Origin of the sequence: Desulfuribacillus alkaliarsenatis (assembly GCF_001730225.1) — a bacterium.
Lineage (GTDB): Bacteria > Bacillota > Bacilli > Desulfuribacillales > Desulfuribacillaceae > Desulfuribacillus > Desulfuribacillus alkaliarsenatis.
In genome coordinates, this window is sequence record NZ_MIJE01000033.1 from 102,238 (window position 1) to 129,017 (window position 26,780).

The following is a 26,780-nucleotide window of genomic DNA, read 5'->3' on the forward strand; positions in this document are numbered from 1 at the left end:
TTTTATCGCTCCTGTCCTGTTTTCCATGTTTTTATTGTATCTATAAATTGATCAAATAAGTAATTTGAATCTAACGGCCCTGGAGCTGCTTCGGGATGGTACTGAACTGAAGCCAGTAAACCGCTTTCGTGTACTAAACCCTCTACAGTATCGTCATTTAAATTAATATGGCTTATAGTTAAACCAGTACCTTCAAGGGACTCTTTATTAACTGTGTATCCATGATTTTGTGAAGTTATATAAACTCGATTAGTACGCAAGTCTTTAACAGGATTGTTGCCACCTCGATGACCAAACTTTAATTTCTCAGTATCTGCACCTGCACTTAGGGCGATTAATTGATGACCTAGGCATATCCCATACATAGGAATTTTTCCTATAAACGGCTTTAACATCTCTGCAGTTTGCAGTACGTTTTTCGGGTCTCCAGGGCCATTTGATATCATAATACCTTCAGGTTGTAGTCTAGTTATTTGCTCGTATGTTGTATCATAAGGAACTACAGTAACATCACAATTACGCTTAATTAGTTCTCTATGTATACCCTGTTTAGTTCCCATATCAATAAGAACAACTCTGTAACCTTGCCCAGGACTTCTAAATATTGATTTCGTTGATACTTTAGAAACCTGATCAGTTGGATATTCCGTATTATTCAAAGTATCAACTATGTTATTGATATCTGCATCAATATTTGTTGTAATCATGCCTTTTAATGTTCCGTGCACACGGATTTTTCTTGTTAATAATCTTGTATCAATCCCAGCTATACCTATTACATTATGTGCTTTTAGAAAATCATTAACATCTTCTACAGCTCTCCAATTACTTGGATGATTGCAGTTTTCTTTGACAATAAAACCATTTACTTTGCTAAACATTGACTCAATATCCTCAGCGTTTAAGCCATAATTTCCGATCAAAGGATAGGTCATGGTAACTATCTGTCCACAATAAGATGGATCTGTTAAAACTTCTTGGTATCCAGTCATGCTAGTGTTAAATACAACTTCACCACTAATTTTATCTTTCGTTGTATCTCCAAATGCTGTTCCATAAAGTACTGTTCCATCTTCAAGAATTAACGCAGCATTTTTTTCACTCTTAAGATTTTCTAAGTATTGTTGAGCCCTTGAGCTTATGTTTTCTTTAATTCCTTTGCTTGTCATAAATTACACCCTTTCATCCTTATAAATAACCTTACCTGCGACCATGGTCAATACAGGCCAACCGTGTAAATCCCAGTTGATAAATGGAGAATTTTTGCCTTTTGATTCAAATTTATCAACTTCAACAACTTTTTTATCGTTTAAATCAATGAGCACCATGTCAGCGACGCTTCCAACAAAGATATGACCACGATTTATATTAAATATTTCTGCTGGTTTACTAGTTAGAGATTCTAATACACGCTCAAGTGATATTTTACCTGTCAATACCAGCTTCGTGTATAAAACAGCAAACGCTGTTTCTAGTCCAGTCATTCCGAAATAAGATTTTTCAATGCCACTATTTTTTTCATCATCAGAGTGCGGTGCATGATCCGTTGCAATTATATCAATTACGCCTTTGTTTAAAGCATCAATTAAAGCATTTTGATCTTCGTTACTTCTGATTGGTGGATTAACTTTATAATTCCCATGATCCTCTAGAATATCTTCATCGCACATTACCAGATGCTGAGGGGTAACTTCGCATGTTACATGTATTCCCTTAGCTTTAGCTACTTCGATCCAATCAACAGATTCCTTAGCACTTAAATGAGCAAAGTGAACATGTGCTTTAGCACTTTCAGCTAATAAAATATCTCGTGCAACCATTATTGATTCAGATGTAGATGGAATACCTTTAATATTTAATTCTTTAGCTTTTTGCCCATCATGTAAGTGTCCACTAGCAGCTAGCGAGTCATCCTCAGCGTGAATAATAATTGGTATCTCTAATGATTTTGCGTTATTAAATGCTTCTTGCATAAGCTTAGCATTTTGAACTCCTCTACCATCATCAGACAAGGCAATGATTCCCGCATCCTTTAGCTCCTGGAAATTAGTTAACTCTTGGCCTTTTTCCCCGATTGTTATTGCTCCAATTGGATATACTTTTACACCATTATTAACATTAGCCTTCTCATATATATATTCAACAATCTCTTTGCTGTCTGTTACAGGTTTAGTATTTGGCATGCACGCTATTGTAGTAAACCCACCTTTAGCGGCAGCCTTTGAACCCGTTTCAATAGTCTCTTTGTATTCAAATCCTGGTTCGCGAAGATGTACATGCATATCTATAAAGCCAGGAGTTAACAGCTTTCCAGCAGCGTTGATTTTTACGATATCTTGATAATTATCTTCTATAGCATTTTCAACTAACCGTTCATCAATCTTATCTTCAATTGCTACTATCTTTTCATTTTCTATTAAAATATCCTTACTTTTGTGCAATTGCCTTCCGTCAAATAATTGTACATTTTTAATTAGTACTGCCACTTTATCACCTCTTAATTTGTATAGAAAAAGCTTCTTATCTATATGTTTTCCGATAAGAAGCTTTTTCATAAAGCCTTACCGGTCTCTCGTACCGTTTTAAAGGCTACTGCTCAACTGTTGAAGGTCGTTCATCAACTTCAATTGCTTTAGGTAAAATTGCATTTAAAAGAATACCAGCTATAGTAGCTAAAGCCATGCCATGTAATTCAAGTAATCCAAAGTTTAGAATTGCATTACCAACACCTAGGATTAAGATAACACTTGATATAACTAAATTTCTTTTATGTTTGTACTGAATACCACTATCTACTAGCATCCTTAATCCAGATGATGCAATAATACCGAATAACAGGATACTTACACCACCCATAACTGGCACAGGTATTGTGCTGATTAAAGCTGCTACCTTGCCTATAAAGGCCATTCCAATTGCCATAATTGCTGCTCCAGCTATAACAAATACACTAAATACGCGCGTTATCGCTAAAACTCCAATATTCTCTCCATAAGTAGTGTTAGGCGGTCCACCGACTAGTGAAGCGAAGAAAGTGGCCACTCCATCCCCTAATAGAGTTCTGTGTAAACCAGGTTTTTTCAATAAATCTCTTTCTACAATCTTTCCTGTAACAAAAATGTCCCCTAAATGCTCTGCTATCGTAACTAATGCCACAGGTACAATCACCCAGAGTGCAAGTGTATTAGGTATAGGTGTCGTAAATTCTGGTATAGCGAACCAAGGTGCATCTATTACCTGTTGGAAATTTACTAACCCTAGTGGAATTGCTGCAATATATCCACTAACTATTCCTAATAAAACAGGAATTATTGCAAAGAAACCTCTAAAGAATGTACTTGCTATAATTGCTACTGCAAGGGCTATAAACGCTACTAATACGCTTGTCCCACTATAAACTTTTAATAATACTGAGTCTTCTTGTACATCTTGAACACTACCAGGTAATGCACTAAATTCTTCTATCGTTGCAGGTTTATCTACTACTATATATTCTGTAGTCGCCATGTCTACTGCAACAGTTGCTAATCCTAATCCAATTACAACTATTACCGAACCAACTACTACTGGAGGTAATAACTTCCTTAACCACTCAACACCAAATTTAAATATAATTCCTGAACAAATTGCATAAACAACACCAATCATCATAATGCCAAACATTGCTTCTCCAGGACCGCTAGTTGCTGAAACTGCGATAATAGGAGCGATAAAAGCAAATGAAGAACCTAAGTACGCAGGAACTTGTCCTTTAGTTATTAAAATAAACAAGAGCGTTCCTACACCACTGGATAATAATGCTACTGCTGGGCTTAATCCTGTTAAAAATGGTACTAAAACTGTTGCACCAAACATCGCAAATAAGTGCTGGAAGCTTAATGGTAATAACTGCGATAATGGTGGTCTTTCATCTACAGCGATTGTTCTTTGTTGAGACATTATTTCTTCTCCTCCTAGTTTTTATATTATAATTGCTTTTGCAGAATGATAACTTGGTCTTGTCCATCAGTTTCTTCTAACATGACAGATACAATTTCTGTTTTTGATGTAGGAACGTTTTTACCAACATAATCCGCCCTTACTGGTAACTCCCGGTGCCCCCGGTCTACTAATACTGCTAACTGAATCCTTTGTGGTCTACCGATATCTACTAATGCATCTAATGCTGCCCTTACAGTTCTGCCTGTAAATAAGACATCATCAACTAGTACAACGTTTTTATCAACTATGTCAATTGAATTACTTGTGTCTAAATTAAACTCTTGCTTTTGTTCTTGATCAACATCATCTCGATACATCGTCACGTCTATTTCACTAACACTAACGCTTTGCCCTTCTATATCCTCTATTCTCTTTGCCAAGCGTCTTGCCAAATAAACGCCCCGAGTTTTAATGCCAATTAAAACAGTATTATCTATACCTTTGTTTTTTTCTATTATTTCGTGAGCGATACGAGTTAAAGCTCTATTTAATGCTTTTTCATCTAATATTTGATTTTTTTCTATTAGAGTCATTTATATCCCTCCAAATAAAAAACCCTTATCAGTATAACTGATAAGGAGTTGTCTCAACAAAATTTTGGAAAAACAATAGCTTACACCAGTATTATAGGCATACTCACTACATATTTATCCAATTTCAATCGATGAATTCCTTGCCAGTCTCTCTGTACTGTTTTTAAAGGATGATTTTTTTACATTAACGCAATAATAATACTTACATTTCAATTTGTCAATTAATATTTCTACAATTTACGACATTTTTTTAACTTCTACTGCTTATCTTCTCTTATAAACTCAACAGTATAATTATCAAGTTTTTCAGTTACGTTTATTTGTTCTTTTTCTTTTATAACTATTAAGTCAAAGGGATAAACGAAGCTTGCAATCATTGTTTCACCTTCCTTAGGTGATTCTAATGAATAATGAATTCGAATTGTATTATCTGATGCCACAGCTCTAATAATCTCAACCATGTAACCGCCACAATTTTTTTCACCTAAGGAGATTAACACATATAATTCATTGTCTATAATTTTAGTTCCTTCAAACTCAATTTCTTTCACAGATTCATACCATTCTCTAATCTTCGTTAACTTTGAATTCTTTACATCATTACTTTCTAGGTCGATTTTTTCAATATTTACTGATTTATTCTCCAACTAAACCAGCTCCCCTATCAGTCAAATTATTAATAGTATATGTAGAAATAAGGAAAAAGTTCTTCCCCTAAAGCTGAGTAAGAACTTTTTTAAAATCATTAGGTAATTCTGATGTGAAATGCATCTGTTTTCCTGTCTTAGGATGGACAAATCCTAACTCTTTTGCATGTAATGCTTGACCCAGGAGGTTAACTGACTTTCGGTAGCCATATAACGGGTCAGCCGCTACAGGGTGGCCGATGTAAGCCATGTGAACTCTAATTTGATGGGTTCTACCCGTTTCTAATGTCAATTCTAATAACGTGTAGTCATTATAATAATTTAATACTTTAAAATGAGTGGTAGCAGTTTTACCCTTTTCAACATCAACAGCCATTTTCTTTCTTTGGGTCTTATGTCTACCAATAGGAGCTATTACTGTGCCTTCAGAATTTGGTATTAAGCCATGTACTAAGGCTACATACTTCCTAATTATAGAATGTTCTTTAAATTGTTCAGATAAATGCCTGTGGGATAAATCGTTTTTAGCTGCTACAATGATACCTGTTGTATCCTTATCTATGCGATGGACAATCCCAGGCCTTAATTCACCATTAATACCTGATAAATCTTTACAATGGTATAATAGTGCGTTTACTAATGTACCAGTATAATGACCTTGTGCTGGATGAACAACCATTCCCCTAGGTTTGTTTACAACAATTAAGTCTGCATCTTCGTATATTATATTTAAATCAATTTTTTCTGGTGCTATCGTTACTTCTTCTGGTTCAGGAAAATTAATAACTATATGGTCATTTTCTTTAATTTTGTAATTAACTTTAATATTGCATTCGTTAACTTTAACACTACCATTTTGAATGTATAACTGAATTAGGGATCTAGATAGCTCTGGTAATTGCTCATGTAACCATTTATCAATTCTTACTCCAGTATCATCTGTAGTAATCAGGAAATGCTCTGGATTCATAGTTTATTCTCCTTCAATTGTTCATTCTCAAGTTTATGGGTATGCCATAAATCAATAAACAGAAGCACTACACCTATCACAATTGCTACATCGGCAATATTAAAAATCGGGTAATTAATCAATCGAAAATCAAGAAAGTCAATTACTGCACCTACAAAGATACGATCAATTAGATTTCCAACAGCTCCACCTAATAATAGTGTAATTCCAAATAAAAATAGTTTTTTATCCGCATGCCCCTCGTATTTATAAATTGCATAAATAATTCCTATAATAACAAATAGTGTAACGACAATAAAAAACCAACGTTGCTCTTGTAAAATTCCAAAAGCAGCACCGGCATTTCTATGGGAAGTCAGGTGAAATACTCCTTCCCATATAGGTATGGTATTAATATTTCGCTCATCCATAAAATTAACAACGGCTAGTTTTGATAATTGATCAATTATTACAATAATAACTGCTATGATATAGTACGGCACCTTAAACCTCCAGCTCTGCATGTATTATTTTGTATTTTTTATTCATAATCATTCATATAGTGTACATTTATTAACCTATATACTGCAATAGCTGTAACCCATCCAGCCAATAGAGACCATGTTGTGCCAGAAATCATATGAACAATGATAAAAATAAAAATTGGTGTTATATATGTAAACATTAATTTTTGGACTAGGTACTTCCAAGGTGGATGAGGCTTTTCTTTTTCTATCAAGAATACGCCAAAGCCAACTGCGAACGGGAAGATAAACCAAAAAACAAACCAAAGCCAGTAGTCAAAATGAAAAGCAAAACTAAGAAAAGACAATAGACCTATAACTCCATGCTCAAACCTTAAAAACAAATCTTTAGTCAAATGGTTCTCCTCCCCTAAAATCAATTTTTATATAGACAACCCATTTGATTTAAGAATAGCATATAGATATCGGTCCAACAACTTTTTTTATCTATCATTCCATATTCTGCTTACGTAGATAATCTTGATATGCTTGTTGTTCTATTGTACATGTCTCATTAGCTTCATTTTCAAGTTCTTCATCATACACTTCATCATACTCCATTTCTGTTTTATCTACATATTGATTATGATATTCGTAATGATAATGTCCTTCATTTTCATGGCTATTTGTGTACATTTCATTGTAATTTGTTTCTCCGCCCATCATCGAAGGGTCGTTAGATGTACCATATTGTGCAACAGCTTGCCAGCTATCTTCGCTATCAAACTCTGTTTCATGTTCACTATTATCATAATTATGTTTTCCAAATCCTGAATCCATGAAATCTTCTTCTATGGGCCTACTTTTAGATTCCATATTTTTATCGATATGCTTATGGCACTCTACGCAAAATGAAGTCTCTGGAACTGCATCAAGTCTGTCAGATGATATCATCGTTTCACACCTTTCACAAGTACCGTATGTTCCTTTCTCAAGTTTTTCTATGGCACTATTTATTAAATCTAACCGAACTAAGCTATCTTCCCTTAAGGCTAAATCCTTAGCTCTTTCAAACACCTCTGTGCCAATGTCTGCTGGATGATTATCGTAGCTACTTAATTCACCAATTGAATCATTTAGTGCTTGATTTAGACCGTATTTATTATTTTCTTGTAAGTGTTTAATAATATCATGTTTTTGCTCTAATAATTCAGCGTAATATTTATGGTACTTTTTATTCACCAATGTCATCACCTTTTCTTTTGTTTTTCTGCTCTTTCCCATCGATAAAGACTTGGAGTCGGATCAAATGACCACTCGTTTTTTCCGTTATCTTTATACATACCATAATGAAGATGAGGTGGAAATCTACCTGTTGTGCCCTTCGGCCCATAACCTGAATTGCCAACGTAACCGATTACTTGTCCAGCTTCTACAATATCGCCTTCATTTAATTCTTTGGCATATCCAGCTAAATGAGCATAATAATGATAAACATTATTCAAATCTCTAATTCCAACTCTCCAGCCACCATATTTATTCCAACCTTTAATTTCTACTACCCCATAGGAGGTACTTTTTACTGGTGTCCACGCTCTAGCAAATATATCTGTTCCCTCATGCATTCTATAACCACCATATGACCTGCCCGCACCCCAAGTGCTACGATAACTGTAAGAATATGTCAATGGAATAGGAAATGAGTTTCCTTTTATATCAACAGTATCAAAGTGTTGATAAATTTTTGTAAATTGTTCAATTCTTTTGAAAGCTTTTTCATTATTATAGAGTTCACTAAATAATTCTATATATTCTTGTTCGTTCTTACCGTTAGTGCTAACCCATAATGCCAGTGAATATATAATGTCATAAAAATTATCACTATCAGCAAGCCCATCATCTGAACCATCACGTCCTATTCCACCATAAAATGCATTTACCAGCGGACTCATGCTTCCTTGTTCGGTATTGCCTAATCCTCCCCATAGATTTTTATGGCTTAAAAATTGTGGGTTACCATTATCTTTTTTCTGTATATTAGTTTCATATTTATAGACAGCAGCCATAATTGACCAAGGAACTCCTGTAACAGCTTCAACTGACCTAAAAAATTCCTCTTGTTCACTAATCTCTGGTGCTTCAAGCGCGTAAATTGTATATGGATTAGAAATTTGAATGATTATTCCAAATACAACTATCATGGGAATGTATCTTAATTTTATCTTTATAGACATAGCAACCACCTTTATCCAATATTATTTATTCTTAATTACCTTGTTATTTTTTCACTATTACGTAGAAATAATAAGTACTAAGTAAATGTAATTAGAGGAAATTATTATGAGATTATGATAAAATTAAATTACAAATTTGATTTGATTTTAGGGAGGAATACACATGCAAAAGTGGCTAGAGAAAGGATTTTTATTTGGGTTAGGTGCTTTTTCAATCACAAAAGAAAAAGCAGAAAAAATAAAAGACCAAATTATTAAGCAAGGTGAACTAGGCCAACAGGAAGCAGATGAATTTATTGAAAGACTTGTTAAAAAAGGTGAAGAACAGAAGCAAGAATTAAAAGATATGATTAATGAACAATCTAAAAAAACCTTCAACGACTTAAATTTAGTGACACGTGAAGAATATAATGCTTTGTTAGAACGTGTAGAGTCTTTAGAAAAATTGCAAGCTAACAATAAAAACCAAGCAGATTAATTATGTTTAAAACACGTTATCGTCATATAAGTCGTTATCGAAAAATCGTTAACACACTAGCAAAGCATGGGTTTGGATTCTTAATCGATCAAACAAGAATAATTGATTTGTTTGGCAAGGATAAACACCAAGAAGTTTTAACATCTAAGATACATGCTAAAAAATCCAGGGGCGAACGAATACGACTTGTTTGTGAGGAATTGGGACCTACATTTATTAAACTTGGTCAGATTGCAAGCACTAGACATGACATTTTCCCAGAGGATATTATTTCTGAATTAGAAAACTTACAGGATAACGTTAGTTCTTTTTCATATACAGAGGTTAAAAAAATTATAGAGTCAGAGCTTCTGCAACCAATTGAGAACATTTTCTTAAGTGTCGAAACTGAACCTATTGCTACAGCTTCAATTGGCCAGGTTCATAAAGCTCGATTAAAATCAGGTCAACCTGTTGCAGTCAAGGTTCAAAGACCAGATATTACAGAAACGATTGAAACTGACTTAGATATACTGTTTGACATTGCAAGAATATCTGAAAATAGAACAGAATGGGGAAAGCAATATCATCTATATGAGTTAGTGGATGAATTCGCTTTTTCTATTCGCAGTGAACTTAACTATTTGCAAGAAGCTCGAAACACTGAGAGAATAAAAAGCAATTTAAAGAATACAGACTATCCTATTTACATACCTGAAGTCATCTGGGATTACACAACAAAAAAAGTAATAACCCTTGAATACCTCGATGGCGAAAAACTTACTAAGACTACTGATAAGTTCATAAACACTGACGATAAAGAACTGATTGCTACTACAATGATAGAAGCAATGTTTCATATGATATTGAATGATGGCATATTCCACGCTGACCCACATCCTGGAAATATGCTTTTATTAGAAAATAACTCAATTGGTTTATTGGATTTCGGCATGGTTGGAAAGGCTTCAAAAAGCATACAAGAAAGCTTTATTAATATATTAATTGGTCTAATGCGTAAAAATACTGGAACAATTGTAAAGGCTATACACTCAATCGGAATAGTTCCAGATGGTACTGACATAAAGCGCTTCCACCAGGATATAGATGTCTTACGGGATAAATATTATTATGTTCCTTTTAGCGAAATACATCTAGGTGAGGCAATAAAAGATTTGTTTGCCGTAACTAGAAAACATGGCATATTAGTCCCTACAGAATTTTTACTATTAGCTAAAGCGCTAATAACTTTAGAAGGATTAGTAGAAACATTAGCTCCTAAGCTAAATATAGTGCAAATTGCCGAACCTATGGGAAAAAAATACTTAAAGACACAGTACTCACCAGAAAATTTATTAAGGCGATTTACAGAAGAAGCGAAGGATTACAGTGAGATATTATTAGATATACCCCGATTAACTAAGGATTTATTACAAAAAACTAAAGAAGGTAAAACAAACATAGAAATAACTGTACCTAAGCTCGACTTATTCTTAAGAAAACTTGATACTATAAGTAATCGACTTAGCTTCGCTATAATTATGCTTTCCTTTAGTATTATTATGGTAGGGTTAATCGTTGGCTCTTCATTGAATAGACATCAAACTGTGTTATGGGATGTTCCTGCGATTGAAATTGGATTTATCGTTGCTACGTTCATGTTTTTATGGTTATTGATTTCTATTTTCCGATCAGGAAGATTTTGATTTTTAACATTACTATTTATAAATTTAAAAAAAGATCTGTTGTACTGAAAATACAACAGATCTTTTTTGCTCTCTATAAAAATTATTTATTTGTTATTTCAACTCAAAATCCTTAACGGCATCTGCACAGCTCGGGCAAATCGTTGGGTGCTCCGTGTTAACTCCAATATCTGGTGTAACAATCCAGCAGCGCTCACATTTCTCCCCTTTTGCTGGTGTTACCATAACCTTTAACCCTTTCATATCCATTGCTCCCTCAGGTGCTTTCGTAGCCTCATTATGCAATGTTACTTTTGAGACAATCAAAACCTTCTCAAGGTCTTTAACTGTAGACAGTATTTCATAAGTTTCTTTAGTTGGATATAAATCAACCTCTGCCCCTAATGAGTGACCTATCACCTTCTCAGCCCTGGCTACTTCTAATGGCTTAAGAATTTCTTCTCTTATTTTAATAACCTTGTCCCACTTTTCTTCAATACTTGAATCAAGGATTGTATTATCTATAGTTGGCCAATCGGCTAACTGTGGACTTATCAAATTTGTTTCAGGTATATATTTCCATGTCTCTTCCGCAGTATGAGATAAAATTGGTGTAATCAATTTTACAAGTGACAATAGCACATCATAAATTACCGTTTGCGCTGCACGTCTAGAATGTGACCCTGGAGCGTTAGTATAAAGTCTATCCTTTAAAATATCAAGATAGAATGAGCTCATGTCAATCGTGCAGAAGTTATGGATTGCATGAAATACTATGTGAAAATCATACTTACTATAGGCATTAGTCGTTTTTTCAATTAAACGATTCAAACGTATTAAAGCATACTGATCAATTTCTTGCATTTCAGAAACATTCACTCGGTGCAATTTAACATTAAAATCATATAGATTTCCAAGTAAAAACCTTAATGTATTGCGAACCTTCCTGTATACTTCGGACATCTGTTGAAGTATGTTATCAGATATTCTTACATCGGCCTTATATTCCGCTGAAGATACCCATAATCTCAGTATATCGGCACCAAGTTTATTAACAACCTCTAACGGGTCTATACCGTTTCCTAATGACTTAGACATCTTGCGTCCTTCACCATCTACAACCCAGCCATGACTCAATACTGCTTTATATGGCGCTTGTCCCCTCGTTGCCACAGCGGTTGATAAAGATGAGTTAAACCACCCTCTATATTGATCAGACCCCTCCAAATATAAATCTGTAGGCCATTGAAGCTCACTTCTAGTAGCTGCTACAGCTGCATGACTAGAGCCAGAATCAAACCATACATCCATTATATCTTCTTCTTTTCGGAAGGATGCTCCCCCACAATCACATTTATGGTCTGTAGCTAAGAAATCCTTGGCATCACGTATCCACCATGCTTGTGATCCTTCGGCTCTAAAGATGTTTGAGATTCTTTCTATCGTTTCATCATTGATTATCTCTTTACTACATGTATCACAATACAATATTGGTATTGGAACTCCCCACACCCTCTGACGAGAGATACACCAATCGCCACGTTCAGCAATCATATTATGCATTCTTTGTTCGCCCCATGCAGGAACCCATTGTACCTTTTTAACTTCTTCAAGCATTTGCTTACGAAAGCCATCAATTGACGCGAACCATTGCTCAGTTGCTCTATAAATAACAGCACCTTTACATCTCCAACAATGAGGATATTGATGCTCTATATCGCCAATTGATAATAACGCACCAGCTTCATTTAGAGCTTCTATTACTAATTTGTTACCTTTAGCATAATATGCACCAGCAAAAGGCCCTGCTTCTTCAGTAAAGTGTCCTTTGTGATCAATTGGAGCTAAAATATCAATATTGTATTTTAACCCTACTAAATAATCCTCTAAACCGTGCCCTGGAGCAGTGTGAACACATCCTGTTCCTTGCTCAATTGTTACATGATCACCTAAAATTATAGGCGAATTACGCTCATATAGTGGGTGCGTTGTTACTATACCTTCAAGCTGGTGCCCTTTCCATGAGCCCTCTGTTTTAAAATCCTCCAATCCAAATGTCTTAACAAGCTGCTCAACTAGTTCTGTCGCTACTAGATACTGCTTATTATTTGAAATTAGTAATGTATACTCAACCTCAGGATGCACTGCTATTGCCATGTTAGCAGGTATTGTCCATGGAGTAGTAGTCCAAATAACCACATAGCTGTTATCATTATTAAGTATCCCTTTACCATCTGACACTTTAAATGTAACATAGATAGATTTACTTGATTTATCTTTATATTCGATTTCAGCTTCAGCTAATGCAGTCTCACAATCAGAGCACCAATAAACTGGCTTTTTACCTTTATAGATGTATCCCTTTTTAGCCATTTCACCAAAAACCTTAATTTGCTCAGCTTCGTATTCTGGCTTTAAAGTAATATAAGGGTTATACCAATCTCCACGGACACCTAATCGCAAAAATTGTTTTCTTTGCTTGTCTATAAATGCTAGTGCATAATCTGCACACTTTTGTCTGAAATCTATCACACTAATTGAATGACGGTCTATTTTTTCCTTTTTAATAATAGCATGCTCTATAGGAAGACCATGTGTATCCCATCCAGGTACATACGGAGCATCATAACCTTGCATTGACTTAAATTTAACAATAATGTCTTTAAGTACTTTGTTTAAAGCATGTCCAAGATGAATATCACCATTTGCATATGGAGGCCCATCATGTAATATGAATTTTTCATTGCCCTTTTTAGCATCTTGTATTTTTTCATAAATATTTATTTCGTCCCACCAGGCTTGTATATCAGGCTCTTTTTTTGGCAAATTTCCACGCATTGGAAATTCTGTCGATGGTAAATTTAATAATTTTCCGTAATCCATTTCTGTATTCCTCCATTTATTTTAAAAATAAATAATAAAAACCCCATCCCAAAGGGACGAGGTTTACCCGCGGTACCACCCTAATAACTACATGAGAATTTATCATAAAAACAAATTCTGAATTTATCATAAGACAAACTCAAATGTAATCACTTATGCCTTTAACGCAGGCTTACGTATCTTTCTACTAATAACTTCAAAAGATAAGGTAATCGGGTGATTTCTATATATAACGTTGTTCTGGCTTTCACTACCCCAGATCGCTGTTATCAATTGGTCATATATATACTTGTCCCTACATTTAATAATATTGCACTAAATTATATATAATCTTATATAATAAGTCAATTTTTATTCAATGTCTTCTATTTTCTTTGTTATTTGATTTAAATCATCCCAATCTTCATTATCAACTAGTTCTAATTGAGCTTGGATCAGTGAGCGCAATCTAGCCCGATACATTTTTGCTTGTTTTTTAAGCTCATCAACTTCCATTGCTGCTTTATGGGCTTTCATAACTGACTCATTAATAATTCTATCGGCATTTTTCTCAGCTTCTTTAATTATTAGTTTTGCCTCTTTTTTTGCATTTGACTTTACTTCTTCTGAAGTTTCTTGAGCGACTACAATTGATTTAGTTAAATTTTCTTCTAGTCTATTAAAGTGACTTGCTTTCTCTTCTAAGCCTTTAACTTGTTCTTGTAAATTTTTGTTATCTTTAATAAGTGCCTCGAAATCTTTAATAACATGATCTAAAAACTCATTAACTTCATCAATATCATACCCTCTAAGTGAGCGTGAAAACTCTTTATTACTAATATCCAACGGTGTTAAAGCCATATCCCTGCACCTCCACATTTTCTCTAATCTGACTTCTTTAGTTCTTTCGACAAAATATACAAAAATCCTGCTAAATATATTTACCGATTTGAATAGGAGTCCTACCTTTCTTATTCGCTGGTGATACCTTAAGTATTTTAAATCTACCTTTACCTCTAATCGATATAATATCATTAGCATTTACAGACGCAGCAGTATTTTCGTTAACTCCCCAATTTAGCTTGACAGTGCCTTTGTTAATTAACTCTGCAGCCTTAGACCTCGACATATTAGTCGCTGCTTTTACAATACTGTCTAGCCGCATTGAACTTACAGTGCATTCAATACTTTTAAATTCATCTTGTATATCTGGCAGTTGTTCATCATCTATCTTTTCAACATCTACTTTATAATTGCCCACTTGATACATTTGGTCCACTATGTATTCAGCAATTACACTGTCGATAATGACAAAGCATTCGTTTTCTGTAAGTTTTATATCTCCGACTTTTTCACGTTTGATTCCTTGTCCTAATATTGCGCCTAAAAAATCATTATGCTTAAGTGAGTGCTTATATTCCGTTACAGTAAGTTTTAGAGCTTGAATTTTGAAATCTGCTTTGCTATATCCCCAATCTACAGGAACTATTAGTGCCTTTTTCCTTTCGGCATTATCATAACCACCATAATAAATACATTCTAATGTAGAATAACGATTACAAAGATCTTGTAGGACTTTTTGTTTGTTAGGTTCAATAAAATCCACTAACTTGCTTTGATTCTTCTCAAAACAGAAATTAGTAATCTTCATAGCCATCTTTGCAAATGCAGCCTCTTCTTTACTGTAATAGTTGAAGATTTGTCCAGATGATTCATGTACCATTTTATAGACCTATATTTAAAAGAATCCAACCTAAAATTGATAATGTACCAATTCTAATAAAATAAAAAGCTATAAATGCGATTATCGGCGATAAATCTAAATAACCTCCACCCAATGACAACGGTGGTATAAATCCTCTAAACATAGATAAATATGGCTCTGTAAGCTTATAAATGACCTCTCCAAAACCAGTATGCTGTAAACTTGGAACCCAGGACATTATTATTCTTGCAATTAAAATGTACCAATATATTTCAAATAATAAAGCTACTGTATTCAGTATAAACACGTTTTCACCCCTAGTTTGTATTTTGCTGCCTTGTAAAGCATACACAATAAAGCATACACAGTTACTAATGAAAAATCAATAATTCTCAAAACCTCTTTTATTAATTATTATTGAATAAAATGCTACCTAATCTAACGATTGTAGCACCTTCCTCTATAGCAACTACAAAATCATTCGACATTCCCATTGATAAGTGTTTCATATCATAGTTTGCAAGACTTAATTGTGCTATCTCCTCCTTTAAGCAACGTAATCTAGAAAAAACTGGTCTAGCTAACTCTGGATCATTAAAGTATGGTGCCATTGTCATAAGGCCTACAATTTTTATGCGTTCATATTGTTCTAGGTTTCTAGCAAATTCTAAAGCCTCATTAATTGCTACACCATATTTAGTTTGCTCACCAGAAACATTTACTTGTATTAAGCATTCTACAGTTATGTCTAGCTTTATAGCTTGTTTGTTAATTTCCTTTGCTAAAGATAGCCTATCTAAAGAGTGGATTAATGAAAAATGAGGAACTATATATTTAACTTTATTTGTCTGTAGATGTCCAATAAAATGCCACTTAATGTTTCTTTTGTGATTCAATGGTAATTCATCAATCTTAGCTATAGCGTCCTGTGCCTTGTTCTCACCAATGTCATTTATTCCAGCTTCAACGCAGCTGATTATTCCATTTGCATCAGTATACTTAGTTACACCTACTATCGTTATTTCGCCTTTATCTCTATTAGCATTTTTGCAGGTATCGGCTATAATCGTTTGTACTCTATCAACATTTATTCCCGCAACCTTATTCATGTTTAACATCAATCCTTTTTTGCATAATAATCGCCGCCATTCTCCCCGTATCTCCTTGATTATATCTATAAGAAAAAAATAAATCTGGATTACAGGACGTACATTGATTCATATGTAATATATGTTTAGATAATATACCTCTTTTTAACAGTAGAATCTCATTAGCTTTACGTAAATCTAATAAGTATTTTCCTTCTGACTTACAACTATATATTAAATTTAACTCATTTTCATTAAATAAAGATTTATACTTATTAATTACATTATCATCAACTTCGTAACAATTACTACATATAGATGGACCGATGGCAATTTTTATATTACTAAGTTCCGAATTATAAAGTGCACTAAAATTTTCAACCATTTTGCCACCAATATCTAAAACGGTCCCCTTCCATCCTGCATGAGCAATACCAATTATCCCTCTGGTCACATCCCAAACATAGATTGGCACACAATCTGCGTAAAATGATAATAATGCAATACCAAATTCTGTAGTTATTAACCCATCTGTTTCAGGTATCGGACTTTTGTCTGTAGTACCTTTACCTATATCATGCTTATTTACAATATGTATACTATCTTTATGAATTTGTTCAGCACTAACAGAATTACTTATATCTATATTAAAAACGGATAGAATTTTCTGTCTGTTTTTCATTACAACGTCTTTTACATCACCAACATGTATTGCCATGTTAAGGCTATTATAGGGCGCAACACTATAGCCACCAGATCTACAAGTGAAAGCAAGTTTAACTTCTTGTCTATCACAAGTATCATTAATTTCAATCCATCTAACATCTGCTTGCTCTTGATGTAAAACAGGTAACATTAAATCCTCTCCAGTATGTTTTAATTCAAACCTATATCTTCTTATTTTAACTTAAGATAGTAAATTCGTAAAATACAAAAATAAGCACGCTTTTTACAGCGTGCACTATTTTAACGACAGCGATAATACGGTCTAGATTTATCTTGATCTATTCTAATTGTCCTACCCTCTTCATTTCTATGCTCAGCAATAGTTGAATCATCTAATTCAACCAATATTACATCCACTCCAATTTTCCTAATTTGTCTCCAAGGAATTATAATGTCCTGCCGATCACTGAATAATCCTAGAAATTTACCTCCTGCTGGCACAATTATCGATTTTATATAGCCTTCTTTCAAATCTAAATCAAAATCGCTGATAACACCTAGTCTTCTACCATCCATGATGTTAATAACATCTTTAGATTGAAAATCTGATAGCTTAACCATTTTTATCAGCTCCCTATATCCAATATTACATTATATAGAGAGTTGTTAATATTTATGCTTTTTCTAAGGATTGATTACGTTTTAACATGTTTTTGCACCTGTTTAATTGCTGCCTTCTCTAACCTAGATACTTGTGCTTGCGAAATTCCTATTTCTTCCGCAACTTCCATTTGTGTTTTACCCTCATAAAATCTCATTGAAAGTATTTTCTTTTCTCTACCTTCTAGTCTATGTAACGCTTCTTTAAGTGCAATTTCTTCAGTCCAGAAACTATCCTGCTCACGATCATCTTTAATTTGATCTAATACAAATATTGGATCTCCACCGTCATGATATATTGGCTCAAATATAGACACTGGGTCCTGAATAGCATCTAATGCAAAAACGACATCTTCCTTAGGCACATTTAACACCTCAGAAATCTCATAAACTGACGGTTCCCGAGAGTTTTTATATGTTAAACTGTCCCTAACCTGTAATGCTTGATACGCAATATCACGCAATGATCTACTAACCCTGATAGGATTATTATCCCTTAAGTATCTTCTTATCTCACCAATAATCATTGGAACAGCATATGTTGAAAATTTAACATTTTGACTTAAATCAAAATTATCAATAGCCTTAATCAAACCGATACAACCAACTTGAAAAAGATCGTCTACATATTCACCTCGATTGTTAAATCTTTGAATTACTGACAATACCAATCGTAAATTTCCACTAATGAGTTGTTCCCTTGCCCATTTTTCACCACTTTGATATTTCACAAATAATTTTTTCATTTCATCATTTTTTAAAACAGGAAGTTTTGATGTATCTACTCCACAGATTTCAACTTTGTTGCGCTTCAAAAAAACTCCCTCCCTTGGTTTTTCCTAAAACAGGAATTAATCTAATTATTTCCCCAAGGGATAAAAATATGCAATTTAGCATTTATACCGATTAATGCGCTAAAGCCTATTGTATCAATGTTTCTATAAAAAAACACTTAAAATCAGCAGAAAATACTTGATATTCGTAGATATTTAAAGAAATATAGAGATAGTTATATCATTTTGTTGAATTCCTTCTTCAAACGCCCTATAATGCGTTTTTCTAGCCGTGAAATATAAGACTGAGAGATATCTAGTAAGTCCGCTACATCCTTCTGCGTCTTTTCTTCATGACCTGCTAAACCAAAGCGCATTTCCATAATTATACGTTCTCTATCTGAAAGCTTTTCTAAGGCTTTATATAATAATCTTTTATCAACTCTGTCTTCAATATTTTTAAAAACTGTATCATTCTCAGTTCCTAAAACATCAGAAAGCAATAGCTCATTTCCATCCCAATCTACATTCAGAGGCTCATCAAAGGAAACCTCAGTACGTATTTTATTATTCTTCCGTAAAAACATAAGGATTTCATTTTCAATGCATCTAGAGGCATATGTCGCTAATTTAATCTTCTTATCTGGATCAAATGTATTAACCGCTTTTATTAGACCTATTGCACCGATTGAGACAAGATCTTCTATATTAATGCCTGTATTTTCAAACTTTCTAGCTATATATACTACTAATCTTAAATTACGTTCTATTAGCATAGCTTTAACAGATTTATCACCACTTGGTAACCTCTTAAGTAAATATGATTCCTCGTCTCTAGAAAGTGGAGGAGGTAATGTTTCGCTTCCACCTATATAATATACTTCATCACTCTTCCAACCAATAAAGTTTAACAATTGAAAATATTTAAGCCTTAGTAATATGTGGATTTTTTTCGCTAATAAGTTCATTTAACGTTTCCTCCCTTTTAATCATTTTACCCTCTAATAACTGCGGATGAATAATAGCAGTAAACCTTCCATTACTTGACAAGCATTGATTAACAATCCCTACTAATGCGCCATCTTGATATATTTCTCCCTCCTTTGATTTTAGTACTATTGAATCCGTTTTGAACGCTAACAAATAATCATTATTACTTCCCACACTTCTATAAGGTATAACAGTAAAAGTGTCATAAGCTGAGTTTTTATGAATATGTTGATGAATATCAGCAATATTTAAAGATTTCACCGCATATACTGTATTGACAAATTCAGGTACTATGTTTTTTACAGTATTATATTCTACAATTGATACAGGTTTTTGCGTTATTGGATCTGTCAGTTGATTACCTGTGTCAAGTAAACCATTAAAAACAACCATTTTATTTTTATAATGAACTTCACACTTATAAATACAAGATTGCTCCCAGGTCAATTTTTTTATCTGTAGCCACATGCTTTTAATCAAACAGTAAGTAAGCGGAATTCCAAACACTAAAGAAATAGCTGAGACTTCAATAATCCAAATATTATCTTCAGATAGCTGAATCCAACTATTATAAATACTTTGGTTATTTAACATAAGCATTTGTAGCGAAAAAATTGCACCTGCAGTAACAAAGTTTATTAAATAGAAAGTAGTAATTGTCTTAACATATACCTTTATATTTACCCACGGAAAGGCAGTTAATATAAGGATAAATGAAAATAAGAGTTTACCAAGTAGTGTGTAAAAAAATATGTTTATATAGAATACCCATAATGTACCGTATATCGCCCCTAATAACGCAGCAATAACTAACCGAAACTTTTTAATCTTTCTATTGCTATAAATTGCAGTAAAAACAAGCAAGCTTAAATCCACAAAAAAGTTAATAAGGAAAATTATATCTATATATACATATTTCATTTCACTTCACACCAATTTCTAGTTAATGTTTCTTTAGTATATGGAAAACCTTGATGGAAGTCTGTCAAAATTTGACTCATATTCGATAATAATTACGACATAATACTACAAAATACTAGAAAAAAGAGCCTCTATTTAGAGACTCTTTTTAAATAGTCATAATAATCTTATGACATGCTTTATTAAATTATGATACATGCATCTAACTTTTTTTCTTCCTCATGAATGCAGGTATATCAATATCTGCGCCGCCACTAGTAGATTCGCTGTTGCTGAAAGGAGAAATTCCTTGCATCTTTGAATTTTCTTTTTTACGTGTATTGTCTTCACTCTCAACTTGATCAAAACCAGTAGCTATAGCGGTTACAATAATTTCGTCTTTTAAGTTTTCGTTAATAACTGCCCCAAATATCAGGTTAACTTCTGGATCTGAAGCTGATTGAACTATATCAGCTGCTTCATTAACCTCGAACAAACTTAAATTCGTTCCGCCTGTAATATTAAGTAGTACACCTTTAGCTCCCTGAATTGATGTTTCTAGCAATGGGCTACAAATTGCTTTTTTTGCAGCATCTGCAGCACGGTTTTCACCTGTTGCTACCCCTACTCCCATTAAAGCAGAGCCACGCTCAGCCATTATTGTCTTAACATCAGCAAAATCAAGGTTAATTAATCCTGGTATTGCAATTAAATCAGAAATCCCTTGGACACCTTGTCTTAACACATTATCAGCTTCTCGGAATGCTTCTACCATTGGAGTGTTTCTATCAACTATTTCTAATAGTCTATCATTAGGAATAACTATAAGTGTATCAACTTTCTCTTTTAGGTTTGCTATCCCAATATTAGCATGGGTAGATCTGCGTTTACCTTCAAATGAGAATGGTTTTGTAACGACACCTACAGTTAATGCTCCTATCTCTTTAGCTATTTCTGCAATCACTGCTGCCGCACCAGTGCCAGTTCCACCGCCCATACCAGCAGTTACAAACACCATATCTGCACCTTTTAAAAGATTCATTATATCTTCTCTGCTTTCTTCAGCAGCCTTCTTACCTACCTCAGGATTTGCCCCTGCCCCGAGGCCTCGGGTGAGCTTTTCTCCTATTTGCATCTTACTAGCTGCTAATGAAGACTGAAGTGCCTGAGCATCTGTATTTACAGCTAGAAATTCAACACCCTGAATTCCAGCTTCAATCATTCGATTAACAGCATTACTACCGCCACCACCGACACCAATAACTTTAATTTGTGCAAGCTGGTGAGTGTCTATATCAAACTCTAACATATTTGTGGGCCCCCCATAATCCATCTTTTATAAGAAATCTTTAAACCAATCCTTTATTTTTTGCAACAATCCACTTGCTTGGTCGTTTATATTTTTAGAACTAGCAGTGCTATTTTTAGACAAACGTATTAGCCCTTGGTCAGTAACGTATTTTATAATTCCAACTCCAGAAGTAAAACTAGAGTCTTTTACACCTAAATAATTAGGCATTACTATTTGAACAGGTGCATCAAATTCTATTTCAGCTAATTCAGCAAGCCCTTTAAGATTAGCTACTCCACCCGTTATAAAAAACCCTGCTGTTATGTCCTTCGTATAGCCAAGCTTTTGAACTTCTTTTAGGATTAATTGAAATATTTCCTGTAATCTAGGTTCAATTATAGAAGCTAATTCTTCTTGATTTAATTCACTATCCTTTTTCGTTCCCAATCTGTGAACTTTAAATACTTCTTCATCATCAGCTAAACTGACCATGGCACATCCATGTTTAATTTTTACGCTTTCCGCATTTTCCATTTCTGTTTTTAATCCGTAAGCAATGTCCTGAGTCAGGTATGCACCACCCACTGGTATTACACTAGTGCGAACTAAGTTGCCTTTTTCAAATATTGCAATGTTAGCACCACCAGCTCCAATATCCACTAGTATTGCACCCAATTCACGCTCATCTTTCTTAAGAGCAATTGTACCTCCAGCCATTGAAGATAATACAAAATGAGCTACCTGTAATCCTGCCTTTTCAACACATCGTCTTATATTGTGAACGATTGTTTTAGATCCAGTTACTATAGTAGCTTCAACTTCCAATCTAACTCCTAACATTCCTCGCGGATCACTTATACCGTCAAGTCCATCAACAATATATTGTTGTGGAATCACATCGATTATAGTTCTTTCAGGTGGAATAGAAATAACTTTTGCAGCATTTATTACTCTCTCTACATCTTCTTCCGTTATTTCTTTGTCAGGATTTGCTACTGCAACAACACCATGAGAAGAAGTAAGTTGAATGTGATTGCCGCTAATACCTACGAATACAGATTGAATTTTAATACCAACCATTTGTTCTGCTTTATCAACAGCTTCTTCAATAGACATTACAGTTTGCTCTATATCTACAATAGCTCCATTTTTAATGCCTCTTGATGGTGCAGAACCCACACCTACAATATGTATCGTGCCATTTTTTGCTTCACCTATCACTACTCTGATTACCGATGTTCCTACGTCTAAACTAACTACTGGGTTCTGTAAAGTCAACCAAAGACACCTCCCAAACTAATGCGCTACTAGAATTATTTCGCTATAATTATTCTAGTTCCTTTTTTTATTTGAAAATTTTTAAAAATTATTTAGTGAATTATTTCTTGATTATTAACAAGACTTTCATTTATAACATCCTCGTATGAAATATACCATATTGCATCAAACATATTTACTACGCCTTTTGAGTCGCCATAAAAATGTAGTTGATCCATTATATCACGAAATATAAACAACTTGTCCGAAATTTCATTAGAGAACATTCTTAATTCATAACCATCTCTGGTATATATTACCGTGACTCCATCATCTTGAGTAATCTCTGATAATCTTAATAATACTTCTGTCGGCAAATCTTTTAAATGATTTGCAATGTTATATCTACTAGACTCCTGTATACTAGAATTAATAATTGGTCTGTTTCTAAATGGTATAGGAGTATTGTAATTATGTAACACTGTACCATCTTCAAGTAGCGGGATGAGACTATTATCAGAATTATATAGAAATGATACAACACGTTTTTCTACTATATCTATGTGTATAGTATTAGGAAAATTAAAAGTTACATCAACAGATTTAATTGGCTTCAGTTTTTCTATTGTATCTTTTATTTTTTTAGTGTTAACCTTTAAAAAGCTATCACCTAATTCGATTCTGGTAGCTTGCATTACTAACTGCTCGTCTACTAAATCACTCCCTGAAATCGTGATTTCTTGAACTTTAGAATACGGCGAATATAAAAATATACTAACACAGATAACCAAAAAAAATAACAATACTATAATACCATGTAAAAACTTATTTGCCCAATGTTTTAATGGAACTTCTTCTTCAATTTTGTCATAATCCTCTGTAGGTCGATATGACATTCTTTTCTCCTTTTGTTATGTATTTAATATTCATCTATATTCATACAAGTATTATACTAGATTCCTTCATAAATTAACAGCGACATTTGGTCATGTCGCTGTTTAGGTATTACTTCCTAATTATATTTGCACCAATCTTATTAAACATGTTCTCTACTGATTCATATCCTCTATCAATATGTTCAATACACGAAATTTCAGTTTCTCCATCTGCAATTAGACCGGCTAATACTAATGATGCTCCAGCTCGTAAATCAGTAGCGATAACCTTTGATCCCTGTAATCCCTCTACACCTCTTATAAATGCTAAATTCAAATCAACAGTTATCTTAGCTCCCATTCGCAACAACTGTTCAACATGCTTGAATCTTTCCTCAAAAACAGATTCTTTAATTACACTCGTTCCATTAGCAATTGTTAGCAAAGACATCAGTTGCGGCTGCATATCTGTTGGAAAGCCTGGGTAAGGGGCAGTAACTAAACGGTCAATTTTTTCTATAAACTCTGGTCCAATAACCCTTACAGAATTACTGGAAATTATTACATTTGCACCAACCTGCTTAAGTTTACTAATTACAGACATCAGAAAATTTGGTTGTACATCTTCAAGAATTAAGTCTCCTCGTGTCATCGCAGCGCCTACCATTAAGGTTCCAGCTACAATTCTATCTGATATAACTCTATAATTTATATAATCTTTGTCAGTCGTCAAACGCTCTTTACCGTAAATTGTAATCCTGTCTGTCCCTGCTCCTTCTATATGCCCACCAATAGTGTTAATAAAGTTAGCTAAATCTATTATCTCTGGCTCTCTAGCAGGGTTAATTATTTCTGTAACTCCTTCTGCCATACAAGCAGCCATCATAATATTTTCTGTAGCTCCGACGCTTGGAAAATCTAAATATATATCAGCGCCTTTCAGTTTTTTAGCTTCGCAATGTATAAAGCCGTTGACTTCAATTATACTAGCACCTAAAGCTTTTAATCCATTTAAGTGCAAGTCGATTCTTCGACTACCTATAGCGCAACCTCCAGGCCTAGAAACTGTAACACTACCGTATTTAGCCAACAGAGGACCCATGAGAAATATAGATGATCTCATTTTTCTCATTAACTCCTCTGGTACATTTGTAGATATAACCCTTGAGCTTAATATCTTTATTTGGTCATCATCTTGCTCAACCTCTAAACCCAAAGACTTTAATATATTGATCATCACTTTAATATCTAGCAGTTTTGGAACTCCTGATATCGTACACGGCTGATCAACTAAAACTGATGCAGCTAAAATTGGTAAAGCAGCATTCTTCGAACCATGTACACCTGTCTTTCCATATAGTGAATTTCCACCACGGATGACCAATTTTTCCAATACGCTCACCTCCATATTGCCACACTCCCATGACCCGTTCTACCTAGCTTAGAAATGTTATTGTGCATACTTTTCTGTAGTAGGTTTGGAGTAGTTTATTGGTCTAATGTGTACCCTCCCACCTTCCACCTAATATTTTTATATAACGAGATTTAGACTGTATCCCGAGTCGCACCCTGTTCTCTCGCTTATAGAATATATTATGTCTAGGCAAATAAAAGGTGACAATATGGTTAAACGGTGATTATGTAATTTGTTTTAACTTTGTTAGTAGTTTAATTTCTTTTATCAGTAATTCTGCAGAGTTTGGTAGCCCTAGCTTTTTTGATGAAGCTTTATATTCTTCCATAGCAAAAGTATTATTAAGAAGCTTCATTATCTCATCTGCTAATTTTATTGTATGTAGATTTTTTTCTTCAATAATTACTGCTGCCCGCACAGATTCTAAAGCTTTAGCATTATGTAACTGATGGTTGTTAGTTACATACGGTGATGGTATTAAGATTGCTGGTATTCCTAAGGAGGTTATTTCTGCTAAAAAAGTCGCACCAGCTCTACCAATAACTAAGTCAGTACACGCCAGTACATCAGGCATGTTATATAAAAATGGAACTATATGTACATTATTACTTCTTTTCATATTATTAAATCTATCAAAATGAATATTACCCGTTACAAATATTAATTGAAACGGTAAATCATTATTGTCTATAAGCAATTGTTCCATAGAATCATTAATTGCTTTAGCACCACGACTTCCACCGACTACTAATACAATTGGTAGTGAGTTTGATAATTTCAATGCCTCTCTTCCCTTTGTAGCATCTGCAATAGCAACTTCTGAAGCACGAGGATTACCAGTAACAACTACTTTTTTTGCTTTATTAAATAATTTATCACTTTCGGGAAACGTAACTGCAACAGTATCTGCGATTCTTGCTAGAAATTTATTAGTCAATCCAGGTACAGCATTCTGTTCGTGAATTATAGTAGGTATACCCATCTTCTCAGCAGTATATATAACAGGTCCTGCTACGTAGCCGCCTGTACCGATTGCAATATCTGGTTTAAATTGTTTAATTATTTTCCTTGTATTTAAGCATGCAGTCATAAACTGATAAAGCACTTTAAAGTTATGTAATGATAGCTTCCTCTTAAAGCCGCTTACATTTATAGAAGACATATTATAACCAGCTTTAGGTACAATATCAGCTTCCAACCCATTTTCTGTACCTATATATAGGAACTCCGTGCTAGGGTCTTGATTTTTGAGATGATTTGCTAATGCTAAAGCAGGATAAATATGTCCCCCTGTTCCACCACCAGTTAAAAGTACTCTCATTTTCCCACCTACTTTGCATATTTGGATA

27 protein-coding genes and 1 other annotated feature are annotated in these 26,780 nt (G+C 34.0%); of the genes, 2 read left to right on the top strand and 25 right to left on the bottom strand.

Features of this window, described 5'->3' with window-relative positions:
- Positions 1–2: 2 nt before the first annotated feature.
- The 10 genes from BHF68_RS12355 to BHF68_RS12400 all read right to left on the bottom strand — a co-directional run bounded on the left by BHF68_RS12355 (position 3) and on the right by BHF68_RS12400 (position 8,808).
- On the bottom strand, positions 3–1,169 hold the full coding sequence (locus BHF68_RS12355) for a carbamoyl phosphate synthase small subunit (protein WP_084019425.1): 1,167 nt from the start codon (positions 1,167–1,169) through the stop codon (positions 3–5).
- Between the two features lie 3 nt (positions 1,170–1,172).
- Positions 1,173–2,486 (bottom strand): dihydroorotase, encoded by a 1,314-nt coding sequence (locus tag BHF68_RS12360; protein WP_069644074.1) that lies wholly within the window; start codon positions 2,484–2,486, stop codon positions 1,173–1,175.
- 103 nt (positions 2,487–2,589) lie between these two features.
- The gene (uraA, locus tag BHF68_RS12365; protein ID WP_069643970.1) at positions 2,590–3,939 is read right to left on the bottom strand and encodes a uracil permease; all 1,350 of its coding nucleotides are present in this window, start codon (positions 3,937–3,939) and stop codon (positions 2,590–2,592) included.
- Between the two features lie 26 nt (positions 3,940–3,965).
- Complete coding sequence (gene pyrR, locus BHF68_RS12370; RefSeq protein ID WP_069643971.1) at positions 3,966–4,514, bottom strand: bifunctional pyr operon transcriptional regulator/uracil phosphoribosyltransferase PyrR; 549 nt, start codon at positions 4,512–4,514, stop codon at positions 3,966–3,968.
- Positions 4,515–4,771: 257 nt separating this feature from the next.
- On the bottom strand, positions 4,772–5,161 hold the full coding sequence (locus tag BHF68_RS12375; protein ID WP_069643972.1) for a protease complex subunit PrcB family protein: 390 nt from the start codon (positions 5,159–5,161) through the stop codon (positions 4,772–4,774).
- 67 nt (positions 5,162–5,228) lie between these two features.
- The gene (locus BHF68_RS12380; protein ID WP_069643973.1) at positions 5,229–6,131 is read right to left on the bottom strand and encodes an RluA family pseudouridine synthase; all 903 of its coding nucleotides are present in this window, start codon (positions 6,129–6,131) and stop codon (positions 5,229–5,231) included.
- Positions 6,128–6,634 (bottom strand): signal peptidase II, encoded by a 507-nt coding sequence (gene lspA, locus BHF68_RS12385; RefSeq protein WP_084019426.1) that lies wholly within the window; start codon positions 6,632–6,634, stop codon positions 6,128–6,130. The genes BHF68_RS12380 and lspA overlap by 4 nt, the downstream gene beginning before the upstream one ends.
- A gap of 17 nt (positions 6,635–6,651) precedes the next feature.
- Positions 6,652–6,990 carry a hypothetical protein gene (locus tag BHF68_RS12390; RefSeq protein ID WP_069643975.1) on the bottom strand — a complete coding sequence of 113 codons (339 nt, stop codon included), beginning with the start codon at positions 6,988–6,990 and terminating at the stop codon, positions 6,652–6,654.
- 94 nt (positions 6,991–7,084) lie between these two features.
- On the bottom strand, positions 7,085–7,816 hold the full coding sequence (locus BHF68_RS12395) for a TraR/DksA C4-type zinc finger protein (RefSeq protein ID WP_069643976.1): 732 nt from the start codon (positions 7,814–7,816) through the stop codon (positions 7,085–7,087).
- An 8-nt stretch (positions 7,817–7,824) separates the two neighbouring features.
- Positions 7,825–8,808 carry a M23 family metallopeptidase gene (locus tag BHF68_RS12400; RefSeq protein ID WP_069643977.1) on the bottom strand — a complete coding sequence of 328 codons (984 nt, stop codon included), beginning with the start codon at positions 8,806–8,808 and terminating at the stop codon, positions 7,825–7,827.
- Positions 8,809–8,971: 163 nt separating this feature from the next.
- Between BHF68_RS12400 and BHF68_RS12405 the strand changes: the two genes are divergently transcribed.
- Positions 8,972–9,286, top strand: a complete 315-nt coding sequence (locus BHF68_RS12405; protein ID WP_069643978.1) for a phasin family protein — start codon at positions 8,972–8,974, stop codon at positions 9,284–9,286.
- 2 nt (positions 9,287–9,288) lie between these two features.
- Positions 9,289–10,971: an ABC1 kinase family protein gene (locus tag BHF68_RS12410; protein ID WP_069643979.1), complete on the top strand. Its 1,683-nt coding sequence runs from the start codon at positions 9,289–9,291 to the stop codon at positions 10,969–10,971.
- A 93-nt stretch (positions 10,972–11,064) separates the two neighbouring features.
- Here the strand turns inward: BHF68_RS12410 and ileS are convergent, their stop codons facing one another.
- The 15 genes from ileS to murG form a co-directional block, all read right to left on the bottom strand.
- Entirely contained in the window at positions 11,065–13,833 is a 2,769-nt protein-coding gene (ileS, locus tag BHF68_RS12415; protein WP_069643980.1) for an isoleucine--tRNA ligase, read from the bottom strand.
- Positions 13,834–13,882: 49 nt separating this feature from the next.
- Positions 13,883–14,138 (bottom strand) — a binding site (T-box leader).
- A 46-nt stretch (positions 14,139–14,184) separates the two neighbouring features.
- Positions 14,185–14,673: a DivIVA domain-containing protein gene (locus BHF68_RS12420; RefSeq protein WP_069643981.1), complete on the bottom strand. Its 489-nt coding sequence runs from the start codon at positions 14,671–14,673 to the stop codon at positions 14,185–14,187.
- A 70-nt stretch (positions 14,674–14,743) separates the two neighbouring features.
- Positions 14,744–15,535: a YlmH family RNA-binding protein gene (locus tag BHF68_RS12425; protein WP_069643982.1), complete on the bottom strand. Its 792-nt coding sequence runs from the start codon at positions 15,533–15,535 to the stop codon at positions 14,744–14,746.
- A gap of 1 nt (position 15,536) precedes the next feature.
- Positions 15,537–15,824, bottom strand: coding sequence for a YggT family protein (locus tag BHF68_RS12430; RefSeq protein WP_245669678.1), 288 nt, complete (start codon positions 15,822–15,824; stop codon positions 15,537–15,539).
- A 100-nt stretch (positions 15,825–15,924) separates the two neighbouring features.
- Positions 15,925–16,626: a YggS family pyridoxal phosphate-dependent enzyme gene (locus tag BHF68_RS12435; RefSeq protein ID WP_245669679.1), complete on the bottom strand. Its 702-nt coding sequence runs from the start codon at positions 16,624–16,626 to the stop codon at positions 15,925–15,927.
- On the bottom strand, positions 16,619–17,461 hold the full coding sequence (gene pgeF, locus BHF68_RS12440) for a peptidoglycan editing factor PgeF (RefSeq protein ID WP_069643984.1): 843 nt from the start codon (positions 17,459–17,461) through the stop codon (positions 16,619–16,621). Before pgeF ends, BHF68_RS12435 begins: the two co-directional genes overlap by 8 nt.
- 110 nt (positions 17,462–17,571) lie before the next feature.
- Positions 17,572–17,892 carry a YlmC/YmxH family sporulation protein gene (locus BHF68_RS12445; RefSeq protein ID WP_069643985.1) on the bottom strand — a complete coding sequence of 107 codons (321 nt, stop codon included), beginning with the start codon at positions 17,890–17,892 and terminating at the stop codon, positions 17,572–17,574.
- Between the two features lie 74 nt (positions 17,893–17,966).
- Positions 17,967–18,746, bottom strand: a complete 780-nt coding sequence (sigG, locus tag BHF68_RS12450; RefSeq protein ID WP_069643986.1) for an RNA polymerase sporulation sigma factor SigG — start codon at positions 18,744–18,746, stop codon at positions 17,967–17,969.
- A gap of 194 nt (positions 18,747–18,940) precedes the next feature.
- The gene (gene sigE, locus BHF68_RS12455) at positions 18,941–19,672 is read right to left on the bottom strand and encodes an RNA polymerase sporulation sigma factor SigE (RefSeq protein WP_069643987.1); all 732 of its coding nucleotides are present in this window, start codon (positions 19,670–19,672) and stop codon (positions 18,941–18,943) included.
- Positions 19,629–20,615, bottom strand: a complete 987-nt coding sequence (gene spoIIGA, locus BHF68_RS12460) for a sigma-E processing peptidase SpoIIGA (RefSeq protein WP_069643988.1) — start codon at positions 20,613–20,615, stop codon at positions 19,629–19,631. The genes sigE and spoIIGA overlap by 44 nt, the downstream gene beginning before the upstream one ends.
- A gap of 202 nt (positions 20,616–20,817) precedes the next feature.
- Positions 20,818–21,903 carry a cell division protein FtsZ gene (ftsZ, locus tag BHF68_RS12465; RefSeq protein WP_069643989.1) on the bottom strand — a complete coding sequence of 362 codons (1,086 nt, stop codon included), beginning with the start codon at positions 21,901–21,903 and terminating at the stop codon, positions 20,818–20,820.
- Positions 21,904–21,930: 27 nt separating this feature from the next.
- Positions 21,931–23,163, bottom strand: a complete 1,233-nt coding sequence (gene ftsA, locus BHF68_RS12470) for a cell division protein FtsA (protein WP_069643990.1) — start codon at positions 23,161–23,163, stop codon at positions 21,931–21,933.
- A gap of 92 nt (positions 23,164–23,255) precedes the next feature.
- Entirely contained in the window at positions 23,256–24,038 is a 783-nt protein-coding gene (locus BHF68_RS12475) for a cell division protein FtsQ/DivIB (protein WP_069643991.1), read from the bottom strand.
- A gap of 109 nt (positions 24,039–24,147) precedes the next feature.
- A complete protein-coding gene (murA, locus tag BHF68_RS12480; protein WP_069643992.1) occupies positions 24,148–25,410 on the bottom strand; it encodes a UDP-N-acetylglucosamine 1-carboxyvinyltransferase in 1,263 nt (420 codons plus the stop codon).
- Between the two features lie 244 nt (positions 25,411–25,654).
- Positions 25,655–26,752, bottom strand: coding sequence for an undecaprenyldiphospho-muramoylpentapeptide beta-N-acetylglucosaminyltransferase (gene murG / locus BHF68_RS12485; RefSeq protein WP_069643993.1), 1,098 nt, complete (start codon positions 26,750–26,752; stop codon positions 25,655–25,657).
- Positions 26,753–26,780 lie beyond the last annotated feature (28 nt).